The sequence below is a fragment of the Geobacillus genomosp. 3 genome (assembly GCF_000445995.2).
Classification (GTDB): domain Bacteria; phylum Bacillota; class Bacilli; order Bacillales; family Anoxybacillaceae; genus Geobacillus.
On sequence record NC_022092.1, the window covers coordinates 13,861 to 39,678 of the forward strand.

The 25,818-nt window shown below is 46.0% G+C and carries 22 protein-coding genes and 2 pseudogenes; 13 read left to right on the forward strand and 11 right to left on the reverse strand.

What is annotated here, in order from left to right:
- Positions 1-427 precede the first annotated feature (427 nt).
- The 3 genes from M493_RS17245 to M493_RS17255 are packed head-to-tail and all read left to right on the forward strand — an operon-like array spanning position 428 to position 6,139.
- The gene (locus M493_RS17245; RefSeq protein WP_020961674.1) at positions 428-1,924 is read left to right on the forward strand and encodes a type I restriction-modification system subunit M; all 1,497 of its coding nucleotides are present in this window, start codon (positions 428-430) and stop codon (positions 1,922-1,924) included.
- Positions 1,917-3,212 (forward strand): restriction endonuclease subunit S, encoded by a 1,296-nt coding sequence (locus M493_RS17250; RefSeq protein WP_235183480.1) that lies wholly within the window; start codon positions 1,917-1,919, stop codon positions 3,210-3,212. Before M493_RS17245 ends, M493_RS17250 begins: the two co-directional genes overlap by 8 nt.
- Positions 3,209-6,139: a type I restriction endonuclease subunit R gene (locus tag M493_RS17255; RefSeq protein WP_020961676.1), complete on the forward strand. Its 2,931-nt coding sequence runs from the start codon at positions 3,209-3,211 to the stop codon at positions 6,137-6,139. Before M493_RS17250 ends, M493_RS17255 begins: the two co-directional genes overlap by 4 nt.
- A gap of 24 nt (positions 6,140-6,163) precedes the next feature.
- Here M493_RS17255 and M493_RS17260 read toward each other — a convergent pair whose 3' ends face one another.
- Positions 6,164-6,892, reverse strand: coding sequence for a M48 family metallopeptidase (locus M493_RS17260; protein WP_020961677.1), 729 nt, complete (start codon positions 6,890-6,892; stop codon positions 6,164-6,166).
- Between the two features lie 166 nt (positions 6,893-7,058).
- Here M493_RS17260 and M493_RS17265 point away from each other — a divergent pair, with 166 nt between their 5' ends.
- Positions 7,059-7,469 carry a site-specific integrase gene (locus M493_RS17265; RefSeq protein ID WP_071990905.1) on the forward strand — a complete coding sequence of 137 codons (411 nt, stop codon included), beginning with the start codon at positions 7,059-7,061 and terminating at the stop codon, positions 7,467-7,469.
- 12 nt (positions 7,470-7,481) lie between these two features.
- On the opposite strand, the gene M493_RS17270 is transcribed toward M493_RS17265, so the two are convergent.
- From M493_RS17270 to M493_RS17315, 10 genes are all read right to left on the reverse strand, one after another.
- Positions 7,482-8,951, reverse strand: a complete 1,470-nt coding sequence (locus M493_RS17270) for an IS5-like element ISGka1 family transposase (RefSeq protein WP_020961679.1) — start codon at positions 8,949-8,951, stop codon at positions 7,482-7,484.
- Positions 8,952-9,054: 103 nt separating this feature from the next.
- The gene (locus tag M493_RS17275; protein ID WP_020961680.1) at positions 9,055-9,270 is read right to left on the reverse strand and encodes a DUF3006 domain-containing protein; all 216 of its coding nucleotides are present in this window, start codon (positions 9,268-9,270) and stop codon (positions 9,055-9,057) included.
- 11 nt (positions 9,271-9,281) lie between these two features.
- Positions 9,282-10,127, reverse strand: a complete 846-nt coding sequence (locus M493_RS17280) for a ComEC/Rec2 family competence protein (RefSeq protein ID WP_020961681.1) — start codon at positions 10,125-10,127, stop codon at positions 9,282-9,284.
- A 1,193-nt stretch (positions 10,128-11,320) separates the two neighbouring features.
- On the reverse strand, positions 11,321-12,640 hold the full coding sequence (locus M493_RS17290; protein ID WP_020961682.1) for a hypothetical protein: 1,320 nt from the start codon (positions 12,638-12,640) through the stop codon (positions 11,321-11,323).
- Between the two features lie 938 nt (positions 12,641-13,578).
- A complete protein-coding gene (locus M493_RS17295; protein WP_020961684.1) occupies positions 13,579-14,148 on the reverse strand; it encodes a site-specific integrase in 570 nt (189 codons plus the stop codon).
- Between the two features lie 181 nt (positions 14,149-14,329).
- Positions 14,330-14,800, reverse strand: coding sequence for a M15 family metallopeptidase (locus tag M493_RS17300; RefSeq protein WP_020961685.1), 471 nt, complete (start codon positions 14,798-14,800; stop codon positions 14,330-14,332).
- A gap of 19 nt (positions 14,801-14,819) precedes the next feature.
- Positions 14,820-14,966 carry a YvrJ family protein gene (locus tag M493_RS17965; protein WP_011229514.1) on the reverse strand — a complete coding sequence of 49 codons (147 nt, stop codon included), beginning with the start codon at positions 14,964-14,966 and terminating at the stop codon, positions 14,820-14,822.
- 64 nt (positions 14,967-15,030) lie between these two features.
- Positions 15,031-15,243 carry a DUF2922 domain-containing protein gene (locus M493_RS17305; protein WP_020961686.1) on the reverse strand — a complete coding sequence of 71 codons (213 nt, stop codon included), beginning with the start codon at positions 15,241-15,243 and terminating at the stop codon, positions 15,031-15,033.
- A gap of 18 nt (positions 15,244-15,261) precedes the next feature.
- Positions 15,262-15,483 (reverse strand): DUF1659 domain-containing protein, encoded by a 222-nt coding sequence (locus M493_RS17310; protein ID WP_020961687.1) that lies wholly within the window; start codon positions 15,481-15,483, stop codon positions 15,262-15,264.
- A gap of 141 nt (positions 15,484-15,624) precedes the next feature.
- Entirely contained in the window at positions 15,625-16,155 is a 531-nt protein-coding gene (locus M493_RS17315; protein WP_020961688.1) for a competence protein ComK, read from the reverse strand.
- 290 nt (positions 16,156-16,445) lie between these two features.
- Between M493_RS17315 and M493_RS18075 the strand changes: the two genes are divergently transcribed.
- The 9 genes and pseudogenes from M493_RS18075 (at position 16,446) to M493_RS17360 (ending at position 25,596) form a co-directional block, all read left to right on the forward strand.
- Positions 16,446-16,859 (forward strand): ribbon-helix-helix protein, CopG family, encoded by a 414-nt coding sequence (locus M493_RS18075; RefSeq protein ID WP_235183478.1) that lies wholly within the window; start codon positions 16,446-16,448, stop codon positions 16,857-16,859.
- 104 nt (positions 16,860-16,963) lie between these two features.
- Complete coding sequence (locus M493_RS17325) at positions 16,964-17,761, forward strand: ParA family protein (protein WP_020961690.1); 798 nt, start codon at positions 16,964-16,966, stop codon at positions 17,759-17,761.
- Positions 17,745-18,032, forward strand: a complete 288-nt coding sequence (locus M493_RS17330) for a hypothetical protein (RefSeq protein ID WP_020961691.1) — start codon at positions 17,745-17,747, stop codon at positions 18,030-18,032. Before M493_RS17325 ends, M493_RS17330 begins: the two co-directional genes overlap by 17 nt.
- Before the next feature lie 942 nt (positions 18,033-18,974).
- Complete coding sequence (locus tag M493_RS17335; RefSeq protein WP_020961692.1) at positions 18,975-20,123, forward strand: replication initiation protein; 1,149 nt, start codon at positions 18,975-18,977, stop codon at positions 20,121-20,123.
- 84 nt (positions 20,124-20,207) lie between these two features.
- The gene (locus M493_RS17340) at positions 20,208-21,278 is read left to right on the forward strand and encodes a DUF4236 domain-containing protein (RefSeq protein ID WP_020961693.1); all 1,071 of its coding nucleotides are present in this window, start codon (positions 20,208-20,210) and stop codon (positions 21,276-21,278) included.
- A complete protein-coding gene (locus M493_RS17345) occupies positions 21,278-22,423 on the forward strand; it encodes a thermonuclease family protein (protein ID WP_020961694.1) in 1,146 nt (381 codons plus the stop codon). The genes M493_RS17340 and M493_RS17345 overlap by 1 nt, the downstream gene beginning before the upstream one ends.
- 813 nt (positions 22,424-23,236) lie before the next feature.
- Positions 23,237-23,812: pseudogene (locus M493_RS17350) on the forward strand (ExeA family protein); the annotation flags it as partial.
- Positions 23,813-24,042: 230 nt separating this feature from the next.
- A pseudogene (locus M493_RS18495) lies at positions 24,043-24,141 on the forward strand (AAA family ATPase); the annotation flags it as partial.
- Positions 24,142-24,333: 192 nt separating this feature from the next.
- Positions 24,334-25,596 carry an IS256 family transposase gene (locus M493_RS17360; RefSeq protein WP_020961696.1) on the forward strand — a complete coding sequence of 421 codons (1,263 nt, stop codon included), beginning with the start codon at positions 24,334-24,336 and terminating at the stop codon, positions 25,594-25,596.
- Positions 25,597-25,818 lie beyond the last annotated feature (222 nt).

The following is a 25,818-nucleotide window of genomic DNA, read 5'->3' on the forward strand; positions in this document are numbered from 1 at the left end:
TTGAATTCACGTATGCGTTATTATTATTCCCTTTCTGATTAATCTTATTTATGTTCTTATTTCTGTTTATGATCTTATATGTAGCAGTTCCTATTGCAGCAGCTACAATACTAGCTAAAACAGACCATATGAAAGTAGATAAATCCATATAAAATCCCCCTATAATTTTTTGATATTGACTAAAAAATCACACTTTCATTTTCTATCATATGGTAATCTAACGAAGGAACTCAACTTGTGGATTTGTGGATTAAACAAAATTTCCAGTGTTCTTAAATATCGATATTTTTATGTCAGACATAAAATATGTATATAAAAATTATCATTCGCTAGAAACTTGAACTTTTCTCGTTATTTCAAGACAAACTCATACACTATCTGTAAAATTAAATTAGACCATATAAGCAAACATTCCAGGAGGTACACAATGGAAAATACGAAGCAAAAACTGACGTTGCAACAACTAGAGTCTCATTTATGGGAATCTGCCAATATACTACGGGGGTCAATCGATAGCTCCGATTATAAAAACTACATATTCGGTCTGTTGTTTTTAAAACGACTAAATGATGTGTTCGTCGAAACTGCAGAGCGCATCGAGCGCGAAGAAGGGGAAGATTATGGCTGGTATGATCGCGACGAACACCAATTTTTTGTGCCAGAACGGGCACGTTGGTCGTATATCACGTCACTCACGCAAGACATCGGTGCAGCCATCAACAAGGCATTTGAAGAACTAGAAGAAGAAAACCCAGCACTAGAAGGAGTTCTCGCAAGCATTGACTTTAACGACAAAGAAAAATTACCAGATAAACTATTGCTTCAATTGCTTCAACACTTCAGCAAAATCGACTTACGTAATGAAAACCTATCCGAACCGGACATTCTCGGACGCGCTTACGAATACCTCATTAAACAATTCGCTGACGACGCAGGGAAAAAAGGTGGCGAGTTCTATACACCTTCCCAAGTTGTTCGTCTGATCGTCAAACTCATCAAACCAGAAGAAGGTATGCGTATATGCGATCCGACGGTAGGAAGCGCAGGGATGCTCATTCAATCGGTAGACTACATCAAAGAAAAGGGCGGCAACCCTCGCAACCTGACATTGCACGGACAGGAAAAGAACTTAAACACGTGGGCCATCGCGAAAATGAACTTGCTGTTGCACGGTTTAAGCGACCATCGCATTGAAAAAGGCGATACGATCCGCGAACCAAAATTGCTCGATGAAAACGGAGAATTGCTTTTATATGACCGAGTCATCGCTAATCCGCCATTTTCTTTGAAAAACTGGGGGCGTGAAGAAGCCGAAGCTGATCCGTACGGTCGTTTCCGATTCGGTTTACCACCGAAAAACGCGGGTGATTTGGCGTTTGTTCAGCATATGATTGCGACCCTCAATCATCGGGGAATTGCTGGTGTTGTTATGCCGCACGGCGTTTTGTTCCGCGGTGGTGCCGAGGGAAAAATTCGCCAAGGTATTCTTGAAGAAGATTTGTTAGAGGCAGTAATCGGTCTACCAGCTAACTTGTTCTATGGAACGGGTATTCCAGCATGTATCCTTATTCTAAATCGCAACAAAACGCCGGAACGAAAAGGACACGTGCTGTTCATTGACGCATCGCGCGACTATCAAGAAGGAAAGAACCAAAATGTCCTTCGCGATCAGGACATTGATAAGATCGTATCTGCCTTTGAAAAATGGGAGGACCAGGACAAATATTGTCGCGTCGTTTCTCTCGAAGAAATCAAAGAAAATGACTACAACCTAAACATCGCTCGATATGTCGATACTACCGAAGAAGAAGAACAAATCGACATCGCCGGAGCTCTTCGCCAACTCCGTCAGTTGGAAAAGGAACGTGAGGAAATCGAAAAAGTGATGTATGGGTATTTGAAGGAGTTGGGGTATGGTGAGTAGAACAAAATTAGCCAATGAATTCCCAAAGGATTGGGAGATTAGAAAATTGTATGAAATTGGATCAACTTATAGTGGATTGACAAATAAAAACAAAGAGGATTTTGAAAATGGAAATTCAAAGTTTATAACCTATAAAAACATATATAATAATACATTTATAGATATTAACGAATTAGAAAGTGTAAGAATAAATCCAGGAGAAAAACAAAATGAAGTAAAATATGGTGATGTTTTTTTTACAGGTTCATCTGAAACACCTGATGAAGTAGGAATTAGTTCTGTATTACTTGAAGATATTAAAAATGTTTATCTAAATAGCTTTTGTTTCGGATTTAGATTTAATGATATAAACTTAACTATACCAGAGTTCTACGGGTATTACTTTAGAGGTCCTATTTTTAGAAGAGAGGTATACCCACTAGCCCAAGGATCTACACGATTTAATCTGTCAAAAAGTGAATTGATTAAATTAAAAATACCTATTCCTCCAGTTCCAGAACAACGCAAAATCGCTGCCATCCTTTCCTCTGTCGATGAGGCGATTGAAAAAACAGAAACCATCATCGAGCAAACGGAAAAAGTGAAAAAAGGACTGATGCAGCAACTCCTTACCAAAGGAATCGGACATACGAAATTTAAAAAGACAGAGATTGGTGAGATTCCAGAGGAGTGGGACATAAAAAGGCTCGAAGAACTATCTGACAGAATATTCGTTGGTATCGCTACTTCTACTACGGAACACTATTGTGAAACAGGTATTCCTATTATTAGAAACCAAAACATTAAAGAGAATTTTCTTGATTCTAATGATATGATGTTTATTACTGAACATTTTGATATGGAAAATCGCAACAAAAAACTAAAACCGGGCGATATATTAACGGTCAGAACGGGATACCCAGGTACATCATGTGTAGTTCCTGATAGTTTCGAAGGAGCACAAACATTCACAACACTGGTTACACGTCCGAAACATTCAATCATAGATGCTGAATTTTTATGTAGATATATAAACTCTCATATAGGTAAAAAGTATGTTTTGGGGGGACAAGTTGGAGGAGCCCAAAAAAACCTTAATGTATCTGTTATGGCAAAACTACCTGTACCAGTTCCGCCTATGAATGAACAAAAGAAAATTAGGGATATTTTAATAAGTTTTGAAAACAAAATTTTGTGTGAAAAACATCAACTGGAAACTCTGGAAAATCTCAAAAAATCCCTCATGCAATCCCTCCTCACCGGCAAAGTCCGGGTAAAGGTGGATGAGGACGAGGTGATGTCGTCGTGAGTTACGAATGGGCAAAGGAACGGCCAGTTGAACATCGATTAATCAAGCAATTAGAAGGACTAGGATATACGTATATTCCAGGACATGCGCTCGATTCGGAGCGCGCGTCCCACCGGGATGTCGTGCTCGAAGGGCGGCTGCGCCAGGCGATTCAGCGCCTGAACCCGTGGATTGACGACATCAACCTACATAAAGTCGTGCGCATGGTGACACATATCAACGCCACAAGCACGATGGAAGCGAATGAAAAGTTCTACGACATGGTCGTGAACTATGTGTCCATCCAGCAGGACCTTGGGAAAGGTAAGAAAAGTCAGACGGTCAAGCTGATTGACTTTGATAACCCTGACAACAACGAATTTTTAGTGGTGAACCAATTGAAAATCAGTGGGCCGATGATGACCATCATTCCGGATGTCGTCCTGTTTGTTAACGGTCTGCCGCTTGTCGTCATCGAATGCAAAAGCCCGACAAAGCCGCATCCGATCAGTGAGGCGGTTCAGCAGCTTCTTCGCTACCAACAAGAAGCAGAGCGTCTCTTCCACTATAACCATGTCGTCGTGGCGACGTGCAATGAACAAGCTAAATTCGGATCTATTGGCGCAAGACTGCGACACTTTGGAGAATGGAAAGACCCGTATCCGTTCAAAGTTAGCGATATTGGTGACAATCCGACACGTCAAGATGTGTTAGTCGCGGGAATGTTCTCTAAGAAGAACCTGCTTGATATGATCCAAAACTTTGTCGTCTACGAGGCGGAAGGCGGACGCACGATCAAAAAAGTATGTCGCTATCAGCAATTCCGCGCCGCGAACAAAGCAGTTGAACGGATTTTAACAGGAAAGACGCCGAAGGAACGGGGCGGCGTCGTATGGGCAACACAAGGATCAGGAAAAAGTTTGACGATGCTATATCTATCCGTCAAGTTGCGGCGTCTGAAAGAATTGCGTAACCCGTCCATTGTCATCGTTACAGATCGTACCGATTTGGACGAGCAAATCACAAATACGTTCCGTCGCTGCGGTTTCCCGAATCCGCAACGTGCTGAAAGCGTCAAAGATTTGCGTGAATTATTACGAACCGCAACAGGCGCGACCATCATGACGACAATCCAAAAATTCCAAGATCACGTTGACGACGGAGAAGATTTGCTTTTAAATGACGCCGACAATATCTTTGTCCTCGTCGATGAGTCGCACCGCACCAATTACGGTGGACTGGCGATGAATATGAGAGCATCTCTTCCAAATGCGGTATACATCGGATTTACAGGCACACCAATTGACAAAGAAGACCGTAGTACGGTCCAAACATTTGGTACGTACATTGACACATACACCATCCAACAGGCCGTTGAGGACGGGGCGACAGTCCCGATCTATTACGAAAGCCGCCTACCGGAGTTACGGGTTGAGGGCGAGTCGCTAGACGCAATTTTTGAACGCGTCTTCCAAGACTATTCCAAAGAGGAACGGGAACAGATCAAGAAGAAATACGCGACAGAGGAGGCAATTATCGGAGCGCCGCAACGCATTCGCCGGATCTGTCTTGACATCATTGAACATTACGAGAAACATATCGCACCAAATGGTTTCAAAGCACAAATTGTCGCGATTAACCGCGAAACTGCCGTGCTGTACAAAGAAATTCTCGATGAACTAAACGGACCAGAATCGGTAGTTATCATATCTCCTAACAACAACGACGATGAAAGGCTCAAAAAATATCATTTAACCAAAGAACAGCAAAAACATTACATCGAACGCTTTAAAAAGCCGCTACATGAGGATAAGCTAGCTTTCATTATCGTGTGCGATATGTTGTTGACGGGGTTTGACGCGCCAATTGAGCAAGTGATGTACCTCGATAAACCGCTAAAGGAACATAACTTGCTCCAGGCGATCGCGAGAACGAACCGTACCTACGACAAGAAGACATACGGCCTTATCGTCGATTATTACGGTGTATCCGCGTTCTTAAAACAGGCACTTGCGATTTTTAACCCAACGGATGTACAAGGGGCGTTGACATCCATTGAATCAGAAATACCTCGACTTCAGGCGCGGCATCGTGCCGCCATGCGTTTCTTTGATCATGTTGACCGCAACGACATTGAGGCGTGCATGAAAGTTTTAGAACCAGAAGACGTGAGACATGCATTTGACCAGGCATTTAAGCGATTTGCGGAAAGCATGGACATGATTATGCCAAATCCAGCAGCAAAGCCATATCATGAGGACCTTAAATTTTTAGGAAAAGTGCGTCAATACGCGCGCAACCGCTTCCGAGATGAACAAATGGACATCTCTGACTGCGGCGAAAAAGTGAAGAAACTCATTTACGATCACATCTACGCAACCGATATAAAAGCGCTTCATCGCCCAGTCAGCATCCTAGAAAAAAATTTCGATGCTCACGTGAAAAATTTATCTACTGACCAAGCGAAAGCGTCAGAAATGGAACACGCGATCCGCCATGAAATTCGAGTGAAAATCAACGAAAATCCGGTGTATTACACATCGCTGAAGGAACGACTCGAACAGCTCATTCAAGCGAGAAAAGAGAAGCGAATCAATGATGCCCAGCTCGCATTTGAGTTGGAAAAATTGATTGAGGAGATGCGCGGGCAATCTAAAACCATTGAAGAAGAAGGCCTGACACCGCAATCCTATCCGATTTTTCAATTGTTGCAAAAGGAATGGACCGATCAAGAAGAAGAGAAAGAACGGTTAAAAGAAATCACCCAGATCATTGTGGAACATATCGAAGGCCTCGTCGTCATCGACTGGGTTAACAAAGAAGACGTAAAACGCGAAATGCGTAAAAAAATCAAGCGCCAGCTCCGGACAAGCAAATGCCCGTCCGATAAAATCGAGCCGCTTGCTCAGCAAATCGTTGAACTGGCGGAAATCCATTACAAAAAATAAGGCACCCTTCATGGGTGCTTTTTTCTATATCGTTAGCGTCGGGCCGTTCACACGCAGCCATTCTTTACGTTCCTCATAATCCGGCAAAATCGAACGTACCAGATTCCAGAAATTTTTCGAATGATCCGCGTAACGCAGATGGGCTAATTCATGCACAATCACATAATCAACAACGCGCATTGGGGCCAGAAAAAGACGCCAATTCAAATAAATCGCTCCCTTTGGTGTGCACGTTCCCCAGCGAAACTTCTGCTCTTTTACCGCAAGCTTCGCCGGCGTTACCCCTAGACGCTGTGCATAACGTTTCACCCGTTCTTCCGCTTTCACCTGCGCCCGCTGGATATACCAAGATTTTAATGCTTCACGAATCATAGGCACATGCTCTATATCATCGGCTGATGTTGGTGTTTCAATATAAAATTTCCCTTGATGAAATAACACTTTTACCTTATCGATATCTTGATTTTGTTTCACCTTAATTCGATAATACCGCCCTAAATACGGTAATTTCTCTCCACTAACAAATTCTAACGGAGCCGGTGGTCGCTTAATCTTATTCAAAGAGTTCCACTTATCTAAAATCCACGTTGCCTTCTTACGCAAAACTCGGTTTATTTCTTCCTGAACTAGATGATCGGGAGCTACCACTGTAACCCCCTCCATCCACTCTACAACAATAGAAATATCTTCTTTCCCTTTCACCTGCTGCAATGTGTACTCAATAGCTGTCTTCCCAAACTGAAAGGTAGGCATAAAACACGTCCCCCAAAATATCAAGTGATACCCCTATTATACAAGCCAGTTATCCACTTTTTCACTGGATTTATCCCCCAAAATCCCACTACATAAATACCGATGCGTCCACGCGATCATTTACCTTCGTACATACGCGTGTCTATGTGTTGAAGAAATTTCCAATTTGAAAATAGCAGACCTGAATCTCGAGTTAAAACGAATTCGTATTGTGAACAAAATAATGAAAGTAGTACCTATCTCGGAAGATTTTATTAGCCGAACTAGAGGATTAGTTGAAGTTTCGAGTGGGAATGGCAAAAAAAGAAACTTTATGTTGCAGCATCTCCATATGTCTTTTAAATTCTTACTAAGGGGCATTCAGCGAATGATCGAAAGCTACAGCCTGCCGAATAAAAAATTAACTCCACATATGTTCCGGCATACGTTTTGTAAGTGGATGCTAAAGGCGACGAACAATGACATCGAGAAGGTACGGCGACTTGCTGGCCACAGCAATATTGCCACGACGTCTCGATACTTAAAAGACAGCTATAGTGATTTGGCGGATGCAGTTGAGGCGTTGCCGAAGTTTTAATCCGAATAAATTCTAGAAGGCCGGTGAATTAATGGGGCATAGACTTCCCACATGTCGAATTTTGGAGGCCATTCTCCCCGCCGTTTGGCGCCAAAGGATGGGAAGACGAGCAGGACTTCCTGCTCCCAATTCCGGTTTTGCGCACGCCAAAGAGCCGGTCCCCCCTCGTTTTTTTCGAAACCGGCACAATCGCTTCAGATTTTGCACGACGGCGGTCAACAGCGCCTGTTCTTCCATGGCGTAAAGGCCCCGGCTTCGGGCCCGGTCCAGCCCGTGACATTCCTTCCCTTCGGCGAACACATGCTCACAACGCGTGCGAAGGGCTTGAATGGATCGATAGCCGCCCTGTTGCTGAATGAGCCTCGCTTGATTGCGAATCTGAACGTCTCGGACTTTCGCCTGGCGCTTTGCTTCCTGAGCGGGATCCTTCGCCCGGCGCTTCCAGGTTGGAATCTCCTCCATCTCCTTGCGGCGCAACGGCACGAGCGGTGTGATGCCTTGAACGAAGAGCGCTTCCAGATACTCGGTGGTGCCATACGCTTTGTCCGCAGACAAGGTCCGAATCGTAATCGACGGGTGGCGAAACTGAATCGAAGCCAGCTGCTCCAAACTCGTCTCCCGTTCCGCCGTTCCAGTGGCGAGGCTGGCCCGTCTGGATAAAATCACGCGCGACTGGACATCGATGACGTCGTGCACCAGATACCGAGGATACGCTTCCTGCCCTTTGCCTTTCTTGTACAACCGGGCATCCGGATCCGTCACGCTTCGATGGGTCCGGTTGGAAAACGTGGCTCCACGGAAGTTTCCCCGTTCTTCGGCATGGACGCGTTCCCCTGATTTTGGAGACGGAGAGGGTGGGTCGTCATCCGGATCCCGGGCCTCGGTCTGTTCATCTTCCCGGGCAGTGCGGGCCAGATAGTCTTCCAACGTCTCCACCGGAGCGAGCTTGACCTCCCGCAAGCTGTGGATCGAGGCATTCGCCCGCACTTGGGTGCCGTCAGCCGCCGCATGGACATCCGGCGAGACCAACCCCGCCGCGATGCATGGATCCACCACATAGGTCATCAGCCGGTCAAAGATTCCATGTTGGCGCCAGCGTTTCCGTGTTTTGACGAGCGTCGTTCGATCCGGCAGTGTGGGGTGATGAGGATCCGGATGGAGCACGGATTCAAAGTCGAGACCGCAAAACCACAAGTATCCGGCATGCATGGGGAGGATCTCATACAACTCCCGCTCAGAGTGGTCGAACAAATACGAGAGCAGCATTAGGCGAAGCAGCCGTTCCGGATCCGCCGCCGGGCGACCCGTTTTTTCCGTGTACAGGGGAGCCACCCAATCGTGAATGACGGAAAAGTCAACCGCTTCGTTGATTTGGCGCAAGATATGATGTGGAGGAACCAGTTCTTCCATGTCGATGACTTGAAACAGACGAGGCTGAGTCGAAGGGTTTTTGGGGGCTTTCATGATCCGCTCACGCTCCATTCCAACGATTTTTCTTCCTTTTTCGACATAAGCCCCCTAAATCCCTGCCTCAGGGTGTACTTTTTTCACCGGCCTTCTATATTTTTAGCTAAAGAATGATGTACTATTCCTCAAACACATCATTCATCAACTCTTCAATCTCTTTCCACCGCTTCTCTGTTTCTTTTTTATCCACCCGGAACTTTCCGTTCTCTTGTACAATCACATCGCCGGCGCGGGCGTTTTTGGGTAGCTTGCTTTTCTCAATATCGATCATTTTGCCATCCTCAGCCTCACAAACCGCCCATTTACCCTCGAAGCGATCAATGATATATTTCATTTAACCACCTCTTAATAAATTGGTTTTACGTTGAAGGTAAGTGTTGTCCCGTTGGTTGTTGCGATAATCGTTCCTTGCTTGTCTGTACGGAATACCTTGACTTTATAAGACTTCAACCGATTTAAAACTTCCGATGTCGGGTGACCATAAGCGTTCTTGCCAACCGAAATTACCGCATATGTTGGTTTTGCAGCTTTTAAAAGCGTTGCGCTGGTCGAAGTTTTCGCACCGTGATGACCTACTTTCAACACATCAGCGCGCAAATCCTTTTTCGCTTTAACCATATCCGCTTCTGCTCGAGTCTCGGCGTCGCCTGTAAACAGGAATGACTTTTTGCCATAGGTCACTTTTAGGACAGCGCTCCAGTCATTTGTATCGCTAGTGCTGTACGATTTTACAGGGCCAACAAACTTAGCAGTCACACCTTTGATTGGCAAGACAACGTCAGCTTTAGCAACCTTTATAGTAAGCTTTTCATTTTTAACAGCAGTCAAAAAATCCTTGTATGCTTGCGTTGTACTACCGACTTTTGGAGCATACACACTTTTCACAGGGAAAGCCTTGAGAACCTCATCAAGACCGCCAATATGGTCGGCGTCTGGATGAGTCGCGATCATGATTTCGATGTCCTTTACCTTCTGCTTTTTAAGATAGGCGACGACATCACTGCCATCTTTATTTCCTCCATCAATGAGAATGTCCTCTCCATTTGGCGCTTTAATGTAAATACTGTCACCTTGCCCAACATTGATGAAGTGTACATACATGTTTTTTGGGGCTGCGTCTGTTACAATTCCCGGTAGTATTGCTATCATAAATACAATTACAGCTACCATCAGCATCTTGATTTTCCTCATTGAAAACTCCCCCTTTTACTTTTAAAGAAGATTATACCATCAATTGAGCTAAGAGGGAGTATAGAAAACAAACAGGAGGCGAAAAAATGTTCGATATTATTGGAAGACTAAGGTGTCCGGTATGCTCAAAAATTGTCCGCCCTAGCGATAAAGTGTTCTTGGATATAATCAATACAATCATCCACCAGAGATGCTACTATCAAAATTTGTCCCGTAAATTCCTCCCATTCAAAGACAAAGGAACATTTCAACATATGTTGCTGAAGTATCCGTTTTTACTTGATGATCATGATAATGAAAGTGTTTAATTTTTTGTCTGACAAAAAATAAATTAAGTTCGTTTTTTCAAGACACGATGATATGCTGTGTCCTCAGAATCCCCCGACCGGGGACACCCACTGTCCATATTGTCATGGGAGACACGTTTATTATTTCGGTCTGTCGCGATTCATTGTCCATCGTCTCCGGCGGCCGCTAATCCATCGGGACATCTGTCGCGACACATTCCACATCTTGTCCTCTGTCAGACAATTACTGTCTTGACTTAAGACAGGAAACAAATTTATGTCACCTGGTTGTCTTGTTGTTCATGATTCACCCTACTCCTTTTTGTCTTCACCAAGGACAAGTGAGAAAACAACAGGAGTGGCCGTTGTCCTCCGACGGAATGCTTTCGCGACACCTTGTCGCAACTGTATATCTTAGTTGCATAGATTTTTGATTGATCGAGGAACAGGGACACGATCCTTGTCCTCGTCTTTTATTTCAATACCGCCCTTCGCGTCATTCCAGTGTCCTCACCTTCATTCGCTCCCCTGATTCTAAGCAGAATTTTTATCTTATTGGTGAATTTGCATTGAGAATTATGTTCTAAATAATCATATCATCACCAATCAAAATCTAATCAATAAACCTATCCCCTTTATAATAACTACTAACTGGCATTTTCACCTTGCAGCTATGCGTCCAAAATCAATCTTTAAAATCCCTTTTACCATCCTTTTGGCGACGATCCGCTTGCATTTCACCCTTCATCGAAGTGAAAATCTGAAGTTTAAAACCCTCGGGACTCCCCTCACCAATCTAATGAGGTATTGGAACAAAACCAATTTGGTTTATTCTTTCTTTATGGTCGAGGGAGCAAGCAGGCTGACGCCCATAATATAAGGGCGACGAACCATTTCACGGGAACGTCAGTTCTTGACCCACCTCTTAAGCTGCTGGACACGCCGCACCGATATCTGAAGCATCATGGCCAGCTGCTTATTTGTCGCGTCAGGGTGTCGCTCCATTGCCTTCTGCAGTTGCCATGCCTTGTCCTCCGTTCGCTCCCGTTGTTCCTCGAGGTACTCCTCCCTTGTCTTCGCCCCTTGTCCCCGGCGCAACTCCCCTGTCCTCGCCCTGTCGCGTTCACGTTTCCGCCGGCGCTTCTCATTGGCGTCAATAATGGTCTGCAAGTGTCGCTGTTCCTCCGGCGTGATGTCCAGCCATCGAATGATCGTAGAGTTCTTCAGATTATAGCCGGCGCCGGGATAGCCTTTTTTCCTCGCCTCCTCATTCGCCTTCGCATCATTCTTAGCCATCCACGCTTTCTCGGCACTTTTTGTCGCCCGGATCACCTCTTTTTCAGACAGCGGCTCCTTAAATCCAGCGTTCAGCTCTATCATCTGTCTCAGCGCCTCATCGGGATCATCAGTGAGGCAACAACTCCAGTATCGATATAAAAAACAAAACAGCTCCCTGTATCCCTTCAGATCATAATTTCTAAGCTCCGCAAGACGGATCAAATCCAGCAGCCTGGCATAGTGCAGCGTCTGGATATTATGTAGCCGAACAAGTTTCCCTTTCCTTCCTTTCTTTCCTGTCTCCGTCCTTGTCAATTCCGGCAAGTACTCATATTGCAAGTCACGGAGGACATACCTGTCGCCGTGCCGGTACTCGACGACGACCTCCCTTTTGCTCTTGGAGTTGACCGACCCGTCGATCCGGAACACCCTGGTCGGATCCAGCGACTTCTTGTCCGCCCCCACATAGCTAAGTTGCTCATAAAAATAGTTCTCCACCGCCTTCCACAGCGGCAAGGCCTTGTACGGGACCGGCTCGATCAACCAAACGCATACGATTCCGCGACCCGAGAAAATGATGAGATTAGGTTCAGGCAAGATATTGTCATAGAATACCTCGATGTCCAGCTTCCCGACCACCCACTCCGGCTCATAGCCAATCGTATGGCAATCCACATCCACGTACAGAGCCCTCAGCTGCCTTATATTCTCGATTCTTCGTTGAGGCTTATAAAAGGTGTTTTGGCTAAAATAGACGTCCTCTCCAAGCCATTTAGGCAGTTCTACAGCCAATTCGTTGGGCTGGTAGTGATACTGCTTCCATCCCCCGTCCGGTTCCTTCTTCGCCAGCGTGATCCATCCTGAGGCGCCTCGATGCTGAAACGTCACATGGCGCTTTGCACGATCCAAAGGGGAAAGTTCCATATTCTCAAGCTTAAAATTCTCCACCAAACGCCCTCCCTGCATGGGAAACAACCGCATAGCCATGCAAATGCAAGATGCGATCATTATGCAGAAAGACAGCGGCCGTCCCTTCAAAATTTACACACCATTCAAATAGAAAAAGGGAAAATAAGAATGCCATGAGGATCAATCGAGGCCTATTGAATAGGAGAGGACTCTGGCGGTCTTGAATTTCGACACTTTATTTCAAAATCCTCCATTTATTTCAAAAATCGTCAAATCGATTAACAAAAATGCTCTTTTGGCTGCATTTCTTGGAACACCGGCGACCCGTAGTCTTTTGGGCCGGGAAGGGCGGTGTGATAGGCTGGACCGAGCCGGAAGGCGAGGGCTTCGGCGCTTGGGCTTGCAGTGGCTGAGCCTTTCCGGCTGCCAGCCGACCATCACACCGCCCCGGGGACCCGGACCAAAAGGAAACAGAAGCGCCGGTGCAGCTGCACCTATCTGTCGCTTTTTGTCGAAAATTAACCAATATTTAATGTCAGACAAAAAATAAAACAATAAACATCATTATTGAACGCGGCGGTGCTTTGAGCAGCTCCTTGATGTTGCTTCGCACGGCCGCGGACAGCGGAAGACTCTGGATCGCGAGCGGCTCCCTCGAACGGCGCGGAAATGGAATCTTCGTGCGAACCACGAAACTTTTGTTTGTTGGAAGAAAAGATGAAATAAACGTTTATTTATTGTTTCAATTATTTTAATGTATGATCCATTATTTTTAGTATTAATCATTTATTCGATGATTTATTGCTTCAAGCAGCGGTGCAATGAAGTGGCTTCTTCGGTCACGCTTCGCACGGCTGCGGATGAATGGGCCCGCAGGCAGCTTCTTCGAATGGACCAAGCGCCGGGCTTCCCCAGGCTCCAGCCGGATGGCCAAAGGCCAGAAGGCGGCCAGCCGGGAAGACCGGCGCGAGCTTCGTTCACAGATCAAGCCCTGCAGTGACTTCATCGATTTGCTCCTGCGTAATGCCGATGTAGCGAAGCGTTTCGGCCTGGCTGGAGTGATTGAGGATTTTTTGGATCATGGCCAAGTCCGTTCCTTGTTTGTATGCGAAATAGCCGAACGTTTTGCGCAGGGAGTGGGTGCCGATGCGATCCACAATCCCAACTGCTTTGGCGGCCCGGTTCAGGATGTAGTGGGCATGCTGGCGGCTGATCGCCCGGCCTCCTTTTTGGCTCCGAAACAGCGGCTCGTCGCCGCGGGCGTGCGGCCGCTCCTGCGCTAAATACAGCTCGATCAGGCGGCGAGTTTTTCGGTTCAGTGCGACAACCCGAGTCTTTTTTGTCTTCTTTTCCACGATCTCAATACGTTCGACAACGCCTTTTTGGTTCTTCACATCCCCAACCCTCAGAGCCAAAATATCGCTGATCCGCAAACCCGTATTGATCCCGATCGTAAAAAGGAGCTCGTCTCTCAATGACGAAGCACGCAAAATCTTTTTCATCGCTTCGATTTTTTCCCTATCTTTGATTGGCTGGACGGTATGCAAAATATGACACCCCCTTGTCCATAAGGGAGATGAGTAAGATTTTTGGACAAAAAGCGGGAGAGCGGCAAAGCGGCTTCGTGTTGCTTCCTTCAACGTATTTAACGTCAGACAAAAATCTGACATAACGTGCTTTTGTCAGATTTAAAAAAATCCCCTCCACTTTCGGAAGGGGCGAGACAGTCTATTTTTTAGCCACGACAGCGGACGGCGGCTTTTTTCCCGCCCGCAGCTGTGCAAGCGAAAGGCCAAATGTATATTGAAAATGGGGGTAATCTTTGAAGCTTTTCCAATCCCCGCCCCATTCAAGGCCAAGCGACTTTCCGATCTGACCGACGCGAAACCACCGGCGGTCGAGGCTCCAGCTGGGGATCAGCGTCCCCTTGAAAACATTGCAGACACAAACGTCAAACGCCAATCCAAAATTATGATAACTGTATCCTCCACGGGCGTTCGTAACGATTCGCCCAGGTTTCGTCCGCCCCAGCGCATACAGGCGGTTCTGTTCCTCGATGGTTCGAAACCCTTGCGTAATGATGATATAAATCCCTTCCTCATAAGCCTTCCGGATCAACGCTCTAGCTTTATCCGCCACCAACGGATGCAGCCCAGACAGCCTTTTCTCCGCCCGGAAAAGCAGCTCCACCAATTCCACTTCGAATTCCCTCCTATCATCAATTCTGCGGACCTCGGCTTAATGCGATAGTTAGATCTTGAATGGATTTGGTCAACTGATCCAGCTTCGTCTCCATCCGATACAGAAGATAGATAGAAACAAGGATCGGGAAGGAAACTTCACTGATCATCGAAAACAAATCCATTGCTTTTCCCCCTTTCAATGTTCAAAAACGGAAGGCGAAAAACCTTCCGTTCATGACAGATGCGCTATGGCAACTGGATGTCTTGCGTTTCGCGGTCAATGATGCGTGCGCTCTTCGGGCTCACCAGCTCCCCGTTGCCGGTCATAAAAACATTTGCCGCTACGAGCTGGTTCATCACCGTTTTCACTTGCACCGGATCAACCGGCTCCTTGGGATAGCGGATCAAAATCCGCGCCGGCCCCGCTTGAGCGTTAAACGTCAGTTCCAACGTCTTCATTGTTCATTCCCCCTCTCATCATGCATTGATAATATGGCTGGTCAACGTCGTGCGCACGTACCGCAAGCTGCCGCTCGACAAGCTGGCGATGGCGGCGGCGGCATCGTAAAGCGATTGGACACTTGCGTCGCTCTTCACTCTGAAGGTTTGCGAGCGGATGATGTCCTTTCCGTCGCTGTCCTTTCCGGCGTAGAAGTCCAAAACAAGAGTGCGGCCCGACACCATTTCGGAAGCGGCCATTTTCCTACCTCCTTTCGATTTGCCAACATCATATCAACCGAGAACACCCATAGACAAAGACGATTTCAAAGCGAAAAAAGAAAAAAGCGGCCTCCAATGCCGCCGATCCTTCCGGGTTATTGCGATAAATCATTCATTTCACTACATAACCACCGTTTCACAAACTGCGCTGCCGTTTATCCATTGCCTGCGATGCGGTTCATGAATCTCCCCGTAGCACATCTCAATCCATTTTGCATTTTTGAGTTGGTCGATGCAGAACTTGCGGGAATGAAACACAGGAATCTGATGTCCGGAAAGAAGATGGATCGTGGTGCACTGGGGAGATCTTTGCCGGAACTGCTCAATCTCTCTTGACACAAACCACCCTACACGGCTTTGTCGGCCGACCGGCTCGCGAACGTTAAACGGAATGATGGTAAAGCCATACGACAATACGATGGGAACGAGCTGCTTTTTCCCCACCAACTCCCCATACCGATGGCGGTTGATCGAAATGCTTGTGCCAAAGAAGGTCAGAAGCCGCTTCAAAAACAGACTCGATTGCACGTCAAGCAGCTTAGTTTCCCCGCTCCTGAGAAAAAGTTTGACCGAATCCCCTCTGTTTTCCACGTTGACAGGGATAAACGCCTGGCCGGCATAGGCGAACCGCTTTACCTCTTTCCAGTCCAACTTTTTCCATCCCCCTCTTCCCCTTAACGCTCGGGGCGAAATTTGTCGAAAATATCACATTTTTAAGTACAATATACCGCTATTTGGCAAAAAAATCAAAATGGCAAAACCTTATCTTTCAGCTCGAAAACAGCGTTTTTTGTTTTGAAAAACGCCGATTCGATTAATTTGTGCTTTGAAAGGCAAAATTGGCACTGGCATCTTAATTTTATGTCGGACGAAAAATGTTGAATTAATGAAAGTCTGGAGGTATAATAAACATAAATAGCGTCAGACAAAAAATAGAGGTGATGGCGATGATGGAAGGAAGATGCTATGAGCGGCACGATTTCCAGGTTCTCGTCCTTCAGGAATTCGGCAAGCGGCGCCCTCGGTCCCCAGAGGAAACAAAGAGGCTACAGGAAGAGTACCTCCGGCTTCTTGAAGAAATTCCCCGAATGTGGGAAGAATTCGTAGAGAAACATAAAAACATTTATGAGCGGTTCGGATACCTCGATGTTGTCGTCCATGACGATCTGCGCGTCGAACGCAAAAAGCTCCAACGTGGACGCCCGAAAGAAGAAAAGTCCAAGTCACATCGCATTACCGTGCGCTTGGACGACGAGCTGTATGAACTCCTCCAAAAATACTGTCGGACAAAAAATGCGTCGGAGTCGGAGGCGGTGCGGCAACTCATATCGGAATTGAAGTGGAAGCGTTTCTAACGCTCTTATTTTTTGCAATCATTGAAGGAATCTAGAAAATAACGTAGAATAAATCATATAAACAAAAGAAGAAACAAACCTTGGAAGAAAGGAAGGTGATATAAGTGGCCATCACCATCACCATGGGCATCCAGAAAGGCGGATGCGGGAAGTCCACGACAACCGGAGTCCTCGCCTATTTGCTGAGCAGGGACGGATACAGGGTTTTGGCCGTCGACATGGACTCGCAGGGGAATTTGACAGAGCTTCTTTCGCGGAAGCCATCCAACGAATTCACGGAGAAATCCGTTCTCGAAGCGATGCAGGAGAGAGATCCGGAGCCGTACATAGTCAAGGTCAACGACAGGTTGGATCTGCTTCCGGCCAACAACTTTCTGGCCACGTTCCCCCGCTGGATTTACACAGGGGAGACGTACCTTGGAAAATATATAAGATACAAGGGAAAGCCGACCTTGATACTGGACGATACGTTGGACAAGATCCGGCATCATTACGATTTCATTGTCATCGACACGCCGCCTTCGCTGAGCGAGCAGACGACCAACGCCTTGTGCGCAAGCCAGTATGTCATCATGATGTTCGAGTGCTCCAATTGGTGCTACTCGGCGGTCCCGAATTTTATGGAATCCGTCGAGGGAGCGAGGGTTCATGGGCGGCACAATACAAGGCTGCTGGGCATTCTTAGAACCATGAACGACGTCCGCCGCAACGATGCGAAGGCGTTCAATGAAATGATTGAGGAGGATTATCCGAACGAGGTGTTCAAAACGATCATCACCCGCAAGGCTCCGATCGGCCGTCTGTCTTTGTACGGCTTCGAAGAAAACAATGAGTTGAACCAGGCGCTGGAGCAGTATGAAAACTTTTATAAGGAGATGATGGAGCGTGTCCAAAGTGGATGATATCAAAAACATGAAACGCCAGCAAAAAGTCATCACGCCTATGCAAGTGCTGACTGATCCTGTTGGGGAAGAAAATAACATAACTTTAAACGAAGATGACAACCAACCAAGAAAGGAAGGAAAGAAAGTGGAAAGGAAGCGTGTTTCTTTCGATATTCGGACGGATCTGCACAAAGAGCTGAAGATGCAGTCGATTTTGCAAGAGAAGAATATCTATTTACTGATTGAGGAAGCGGTAGAGAAGTATCTAAATGAACTGAAACAGAAATAATTCCAAATAGACCGCGCCGGTCTTCCCGGTTAAATCCTGGAAAAGCCCGGCGCTTGATTTGTTCGGAGAGGCTGCTTGTGAACCTGATCATGCACAGCTGTGCGGAGTGGGGGCAGAGCAGCTGACGCATCATACCGCTTCTTGAGACAACAAATAAGGTTTTACTCTTACTAATAATCACTCCAGAAAGTATGTATCAACAAACAAACGTTTATTTCATCTTTTCTTCACATCTTTTCTTCAATTGAATATTTTTTAATGTTCCGTGCGGCCGTGTGAAGCTGAGGTGAGAAGTGAATCAAAGCACCGCCGCAGTGAAGTTGTATGTTGCCGTAAAACGTCGTTAAACGGCTTATTTTGGCGTTTTTTGAATTCCAGAGGGAAAACTATTAAACTAGTAAGAAAAACGTCTCAAAAAGGCTGTATGGCCGTTTAAAAACGATGTTGGCTATGAGGTTCTCTTCATACAGTTTTTAATTAACGACATATATAACCTATAGTGTATTAACCAGCAGCAATCTCCCTTTTTGTTGCTTTTATATACTTTTATTATTTATATCTTTTAATCCTTTATTATTTTAAGGGGCGCCAAGATCCTTTATTTATCAAGGTTTCTACGGGTTTTAACAGTACATTTTTGGTTTCTTTGACGTACATTTTTGGTGTTTATCTCATACATTTTTGGTGTTAGGCGTACATTTTTGGTGTTTATCTCGTACATTTTTGGTTATTTCAGCGTACATTTTTGGTGTTAGACGTACATTTTTGGTGCCTAGATAGTACAAATAAAATAAAATGTACGCTTTAAGAGTTAATCCGTACATTTTTGGTGTTGATTCTAAGCGTACATGAATAAAAAAATGTACTTTTTAATCGAGTCACTTTTTTGTACAATAGATTCAAGGGTGTATTTTCCTACTTTAGTAGATGGAGGATGGAAGAATGCAGGCTTCGGCCGTCCAACCAAAGCAATATAATAACGCTGTCACGAAATCCAATGTGCTGATTGAGGCGAACTATAAGCTGTCAACGTTGGAACAAAAGATCATTTTGTATTTGATCAGCCAAATTCATAAAGATGACGACGATTTTAAAATGTACAGGCTACCGATACAGGAGTTTTCCGAATTGCTGGGGTATCGGGGCAGCCCAAAATACACAGAGCTGAGGGAAATCACCAAAAACTTAATGAGAAAGGTGCTTGAAATTAGGGAAGGACAGAAGTTTAAGCAAATGAGCTGGGTTTCATATGTGGAATACGATGGAAATTCAGGATATGTCAGCCTGTCTTTTGATCCTCGCTTAAAGCCATATCTTCTACAGCTTAAAAGGGAGTTCACGACGTATCGTTTGAAGAACGTAATGGAGCTGAAAAGCTCTTATTCTATCCGAATGTACGAGCTTTTGAAACGTTGGCAATATGTCGGGGGATTTGAAATTCGGCTCGATGAATTGAGGATGATGGTCGGAGCTGGGAACAAGTACAGGGAATATCACAACTTCAAAAAGCGCGTACTTAATCCAGCGCAACAGGAAATTTCGGAGAAAACGGATATTATGTTTAGTTACGAAGAAATAAGGGAAAAGCGAAAAGTTGTATCAATTCGGTTTCGCATAAAAGAAAAAAACGTTGAGCCAGCTGTTGAGGTGATTGAAGGGAAAAAGGAAGATCATGTTGATGATCAGTATCTGCAGTTTTTGGCTGTTTTGCAGGCATACGATCGATACATAACAGAAAAGCAATTCGCTAAGATTGCTGTTCTAGCCCAAAAGGTATTCAGTGACAATTGGCTGGATGAACTAATTCAAACAACCAGGAGCATCTTACAACGTAAAGATATTCGCGAACCGATCGCTTTTCTCACGTATTTCTTGAATGAAAAAGTGCAGCGTATCCAAGCTGGAGTTAATCCTAATGAAGTGACAATCCATAAGGACGTCAAGGTTGTCCGCCGGGAAATTGTGCCTGATTGGCTTCAGGACTATGAGGAGAAACTCGCTGCAGAGAGCGCCAGAAGCAAGGAATCTGATGAAGATATTGAACAGATGCGTCGTGACCTTGTGGAGAGGTTGCAGAAGTATAAAAGTTAAGACGAGAGAGTGCCGGCTTTTCCCTGTAGAGTTAGGAGAAGTACGGCACTTATCATTATAGCGAGATGGGAGGGAGCTGATGAAATGGGATTGCGGTTTCGTAAAAGTGTTAAAATTGCGCCGGGAGTCAGGATGAATATTGGTAAAAAAGGTGTGAGTATGTCTTTCGGAGGAAAAGGACTCAGAGTCAATACGAGTTCGAGAGGAGTTTCAGTCAGTAGCAGTATTCCGGGCACCGGGATTTCTTATCGAAAACAAATATACAGCACACGGAAAAAAAGACCTCAACGGACGCGGTATGAGCAAATCAAGTATCAACAACAAAAAGGAAAGATGCTGGAAGAGGCTCGAAATAAGGTGGAACAGTATGAGGCGCATATAGATATGTTGCTTACTGTTCATGAAGAAACAAGCGACAAGGTTCACTGGGAGAAGATTGCAATTTCAGACCCGCCATTCCGCATTGGTGAAGAAGATGGACCAAATGTACAAGAGTTGAAAAAACGGGTTGAGGAGTACAAACCGACTTGGCGAGATCGCTTTTTTAACCGGGTTGAAGCGAGAAAACGACAGATGCTTGTTCACATAGATCAGGCTGTCAGGGAAGATGAGAAGATTTATGAAAACTGGAAAGAAAACAAAGAGATCGCTCAAAAAGTGTTGGCCAATGACTTACAAACTTGGCGTAAAGTTATCGATGATGCTAAGCCATTTGAGGATATTGAAGAAATGGGTAGTAGAGTGCGATACCGATTTGACCAGTCGAGACGTGTCATCGCCCAGCTAGACATCAATAATCGAGAAGTCGTTCCCACAAAGGTGCTCACATTAACTAAAACAGGTAAGCTTTCGGAAAAGAACATGGCAAAAGGAAAGTACTTACAACTTTATCAAGACTACGTTTGTAGTTGTACACTTAGAATCGCCAGGGAATTTTTTAGTCTTCTCCCTGTTCAAGAGGTTGTCGTCAACGTTTATGATGAATCACCTGCGGAAGAGCAATATGGATGCATTTTGTCTGTTGTGTTTCCACGAGAAAAAATGGATATGCTCGATTTTACCAATATTGACTGTTCTGATACAATCGAGCAATTTGAGCACAACATGAAGTTTTTGAAAACAAAAGGATTTAAACTAGTAGAGGAGATGCAGTGATGAAAGGCTGTTTAACAGTTATTTTACTGCTCCTTTTGATTGCATTGTTTATTAACTACACATTTTTTACAATTGGCATGGCTCTGGCAATTTGGGGCATTTACGAGTGGAAAATCAATAAAAATTTGGGCGCTAAATCGAAAAAACCGGCCATCATCTTGAGTATCGGCTTGATCTTGGCATTAGGTTCTTGCGTTGGAAACGATGATGTCACAACGGAGAAAGAGGTTGCCGTCAAGCAAGAAGCAGGCAAAGTGCCTAACGATGAGTCTAAGAAGGAAAAAGACAAGAAACAGGAAGAGAAAAAGGATGATGACAAGCAAGTAAAAGAAACTGTAAACGAGGAGCAATCTAAGAGTACAGCGGCAACTGGAGAAAACCAAAACACCGAGCAGAAAGAGAGTAATACAGAAGCTCAAAAACAAGCTCAGCTATCAAGCCTGATTAAAAAATTTGGATTGCAGGCGGCTGTTGTTGCCAGAGTGGTCGATGGCGACACCTTTGAGTTGTCGGATGGAAGGAAAGTGCGTTTGATTGGCGTAAATACTCCTGAATCGACAACTAGAACAGAAGAGTATGGGAAAGAGGCAAGCAATTATACAAAATCAAAACTGGAAGGAAAACGAGTTTATTTACAAAAAGATGTTTCAGAGACGGATCGATACGGACGGTTGCTTAGAATCGTTTGGTTGTCGGTTCCGACCGATGATATGAACGAAAATGAAATACGTTCGAAAATGTTTAATGCCGACTTGGTAATTAATGGATATGCTGAACCGTCGACTTATCCGCCTGATGTGAAATACGCCGATTACTTTAGAAAGTTTGCACGGGAGGCTCGTGAGGCAAATCGAGGGCTCTGGGCATACGGTGAATACGGTACAACGAAAGGAGATTTCGATCCGAAAGAAACGGAAAAGAAATCGTCCAATTCGTCAACAAACCGTTCATCCGGATCGAGCAGTTCATCTAACGCAAAAAGCAGTTCAGGCAGTTCTGTAACTTCCTCCTCATCAGGAAGTACGGAGTACTTTAAAAACTGTACAGAACTACGAAAGGTTTATCCGAATGGTGTTCCTGCTGATCATCCGGCATACCAACCAAGACTGGACAGGGACAAAGATAACTATGCATGTGAGAGATAACAGCCCTTTTAAGGGCTTTTTCTTTTGTACGGAAACCCGCGCTGGTCTTCCCGGCTGGCCGCTTCCTAGCCTGCGGCTATCCAGCTGGAGCCTGAGGAAGCCCGGCGCTCGGTTCGTTCGAAGAAGCCACTCGCGGGTAGTTCACTCGCAGCCGTGCGGAGCAGGATCGGGGAAGCTGATGCATTGCACCGCTGCTTGAAGCGATAAATCAGGTAACAAATAAAGTTTTACTCCTTTCAATAATTATTCCAGTTAATATACATATAAACAAATAAACGTTTATTTCATCTTTTCTTTAATAAAATGAATATTTAATGTTCTGTTTTTCCTTGCGAATCCAATCACGCGCTGGTCTTCCCGGCTGGCCGCCTTCTAGCCTGCGGCTATCCGGCTGGAGCCTGGGGAAGCCCGGCGCTCGGTTCATTCACAGAAGCCGCTCGTAATCCAGTTTCCCGCCGCTGCCCGCGGCCGTGCGAAGCTGAGACGAGAAGCGAATCAAAGCACCGCCGCGGTGAATAATGATTTGTATTATTTTTTGTCTGACGTTAAATATAGGTTTATTTTTCGACGAATAGCGACAGATAGGTGCAGTGGCACCGGCGCTTCCGTTTCCTTTTGGTTCGGGTCCCCGGGGCGGTGTGACGGTCGGCTGGCAGCCGGAAAGGCTCCCCCACTGCAAGCCCAAGCGCTGAAGCCCTCGCCTTCCGGCTCGGTCCAGCCTATCACACCGCCCTTCCCGAACCAAAAGACTACGGGTCGCCGGTGTTCAGTTTATTGCGCCTCTAATGTTTTTTGTCTAAACTAATCATATAATTTCCGTTATCCACCGGAGGCGTGATGGATTTTTACCGTGGTTTGGCCTTGGGATTAGGAGAGGAACCGAAGTACCGCAAGGTAGACCTCTTCCGCCAAATCCAGCAGGCGATCGAGCGATTGTATCATGAACGGCGGATCACGCCGGTGTTCATTTTGGACGAGATGCATTTAGCGAAGGATGCATTTTTACAGGACATCGCGATCTTGTTCAACTTTGAGATGGATTCGACCAACCCATTTGTCTTGATTTTGGCCGGGCTGCCCCATTTACAGGGGAAGCTGCGGCTCAATCAGCACCGCCCTCTCGACCAGCGGATCATCATGCGATACCGGATGGGGCCGCTGGAGAAGGAAGAGGTGGCGGGCTACATCAAGCATCGGATGAAACAGGCCGGGGCGAAGCACCCGATCTTCACCCCATCGGCGTTAGAGGCGATTGCCCTGCAGTCGCGGGGATGGCCTCGGGTGATCAACACGTTGGCCACGACGTGCCTGTTATACGGGTATCAGCTGAAAAAGGACGCCATTGACGAAGAAGTGGTGCGCATGGCCTCAGAGGAAATGGGGTATTAGCATGAAAGGGGCCGAATCGGCCTCTTTTGTGCTTTTTCTTTTCCATCGGTCCATCAGGCGCGCTGGAAATCTTCATCTGAAAGAGCGTGCAAACGTTCCGAAAGAATGTGCAAAATCCGGAACAATCCGCAAAAATTTTGCACATTATTTCCGAATCCGCCTGAAATAATTTGAAAAAGGGATTCTGAAATAATGTGCTAATTTACAGCCTTCCTGCGAGGGGAACGCTCATGAAAGAACAAATACACGAGTATTGCCACCGGCTTCATTTGCCTGCCATGGCGGAGCGATGGCCCGCCATGGCAGAATACGCAGCTACTCATAATATACCATGACACTATCAAAGTCGTATTTTCCCATTTCGATAATTTATTGTTTTTTCCTGCCTTTATTAGTTGAGTCCGTATAATTGTGTAAAAACAGAACCTCTCTGAAAAATAAGAGAGCCATTTTCAAATCCCCTCGGTTAGAATTTAGAATGTAGTTGCCCAGAAAACATTCCAAGGAGAGGGGATTTTGAAATGGCTCAATACCAGATTACCTTAGATTCGCAACTTTTGCATCAACTTTTTCTCAGCAACGCGCATGATGCAGGAGTGGCAAAGTTGCTGGAATCCGTATTGAACCAAGTGTTGCAAGCCCAGGCAACGGAACAGTTGGGGGCAGAGCCCTACGAACGGACGGAAGAGCGCCAAGGGTATCGAAACGGTACGTATCCGCATCAATTGACCACTCGTGTCGGCACCATTACGCTTCGTGTTCCCCGGATTCGCAACGGGAAGTTTTCGACGGAGCTGTTTGCCCGTTACCAACGCAGCGAACAAGCTCTGGTATTGGCTTTGATGGAGATGGTGGTCAACGGAGTGTCGACTCGCAAGGTGGCCCAGATCACGGAAGAGTTATGCGGTACGGAGTTTTCGAAATCCACGGTGTCGGAATTGTGCAAGCGTCTCGATCCTGTCGTGACGGCCTGGAACAACCGTCCGCTTGATGACCACCCGTTCCCCTTTGTCATCGTCGATGCGCTGGTACTCAAAGTGCGGGAAGAAAGTCGAGTGCGGTCCCGAGGCGCTCTTATCGGGATTGGTGTCAACACCGACGGATATCGCGAGGTATTGGGCTTGATGCTTGGCGACAGCGAATCGGAAGCCAGCTGGAGCGAATTTTTTGGCTGGTTGAAAAGCCGCGGACTGCAAGGCGTCGATCTTATCGTGTCGGATGACCACGGAGGGTTAATTCGAGCCATCCGCAGGCACTTCCAAGGCGTCACCTGGCAGCGGTGCCAGACGCACTTCATACGCAACATTCTGGATGCCACGCCGAAAGAACTGCAAGATGAGGTGCATAGCTGGGTTCGAGCCATTTTGGATGCACCGGATCTGGATACAGCACGGCTTCTCTTAAATCAAGTGCTGGAGACATACGAAACGAAAGCACCGAAAGCCATGGCGATCCTGGAGGCAGGATTTGAAGATGCCACGGCGGTCTTGTTGCTGCCGGAAAAGTATCGCAAGCGGCTCCGTACAACAAATGCTTTGGAGCGCTTGAATGAGGAAATCCGCCGGCGTGAACGGGTAATTCGGATCTTTCCGAATCGTGAATCGGCCATGCGTCTGATCGGTGCATTGCTCATGGAAATCGATATTTCTGGAGTGGCGCGAATCACAGGCTGCCCACATGAGTCCGAAAGTTACACGCATTGGCTGACGGATGCCTATTGCAGCCTGTCAAGGCCGAGAAGCGTTCTATATCGTCTTGACAGGCTCTTGACTACAAACATGTGAGAGTCCCAGCAATCCTTTGCCGGGGCTGCCACACGGCGAGTGAAGGGGTGCAGAGGCGTGCTCCCTGCATCTCCCCCTTTAGGGACTGAAGGGGGCATTCTAACCGAGGGAGAATTTACACACAAATATGGACTTGATCTTGACGTATTCAAACTAAAATGTTAGAATTACAGATAAATAAACAATATGGTTAATTAAACGACATAGAATTAACATGCTAGT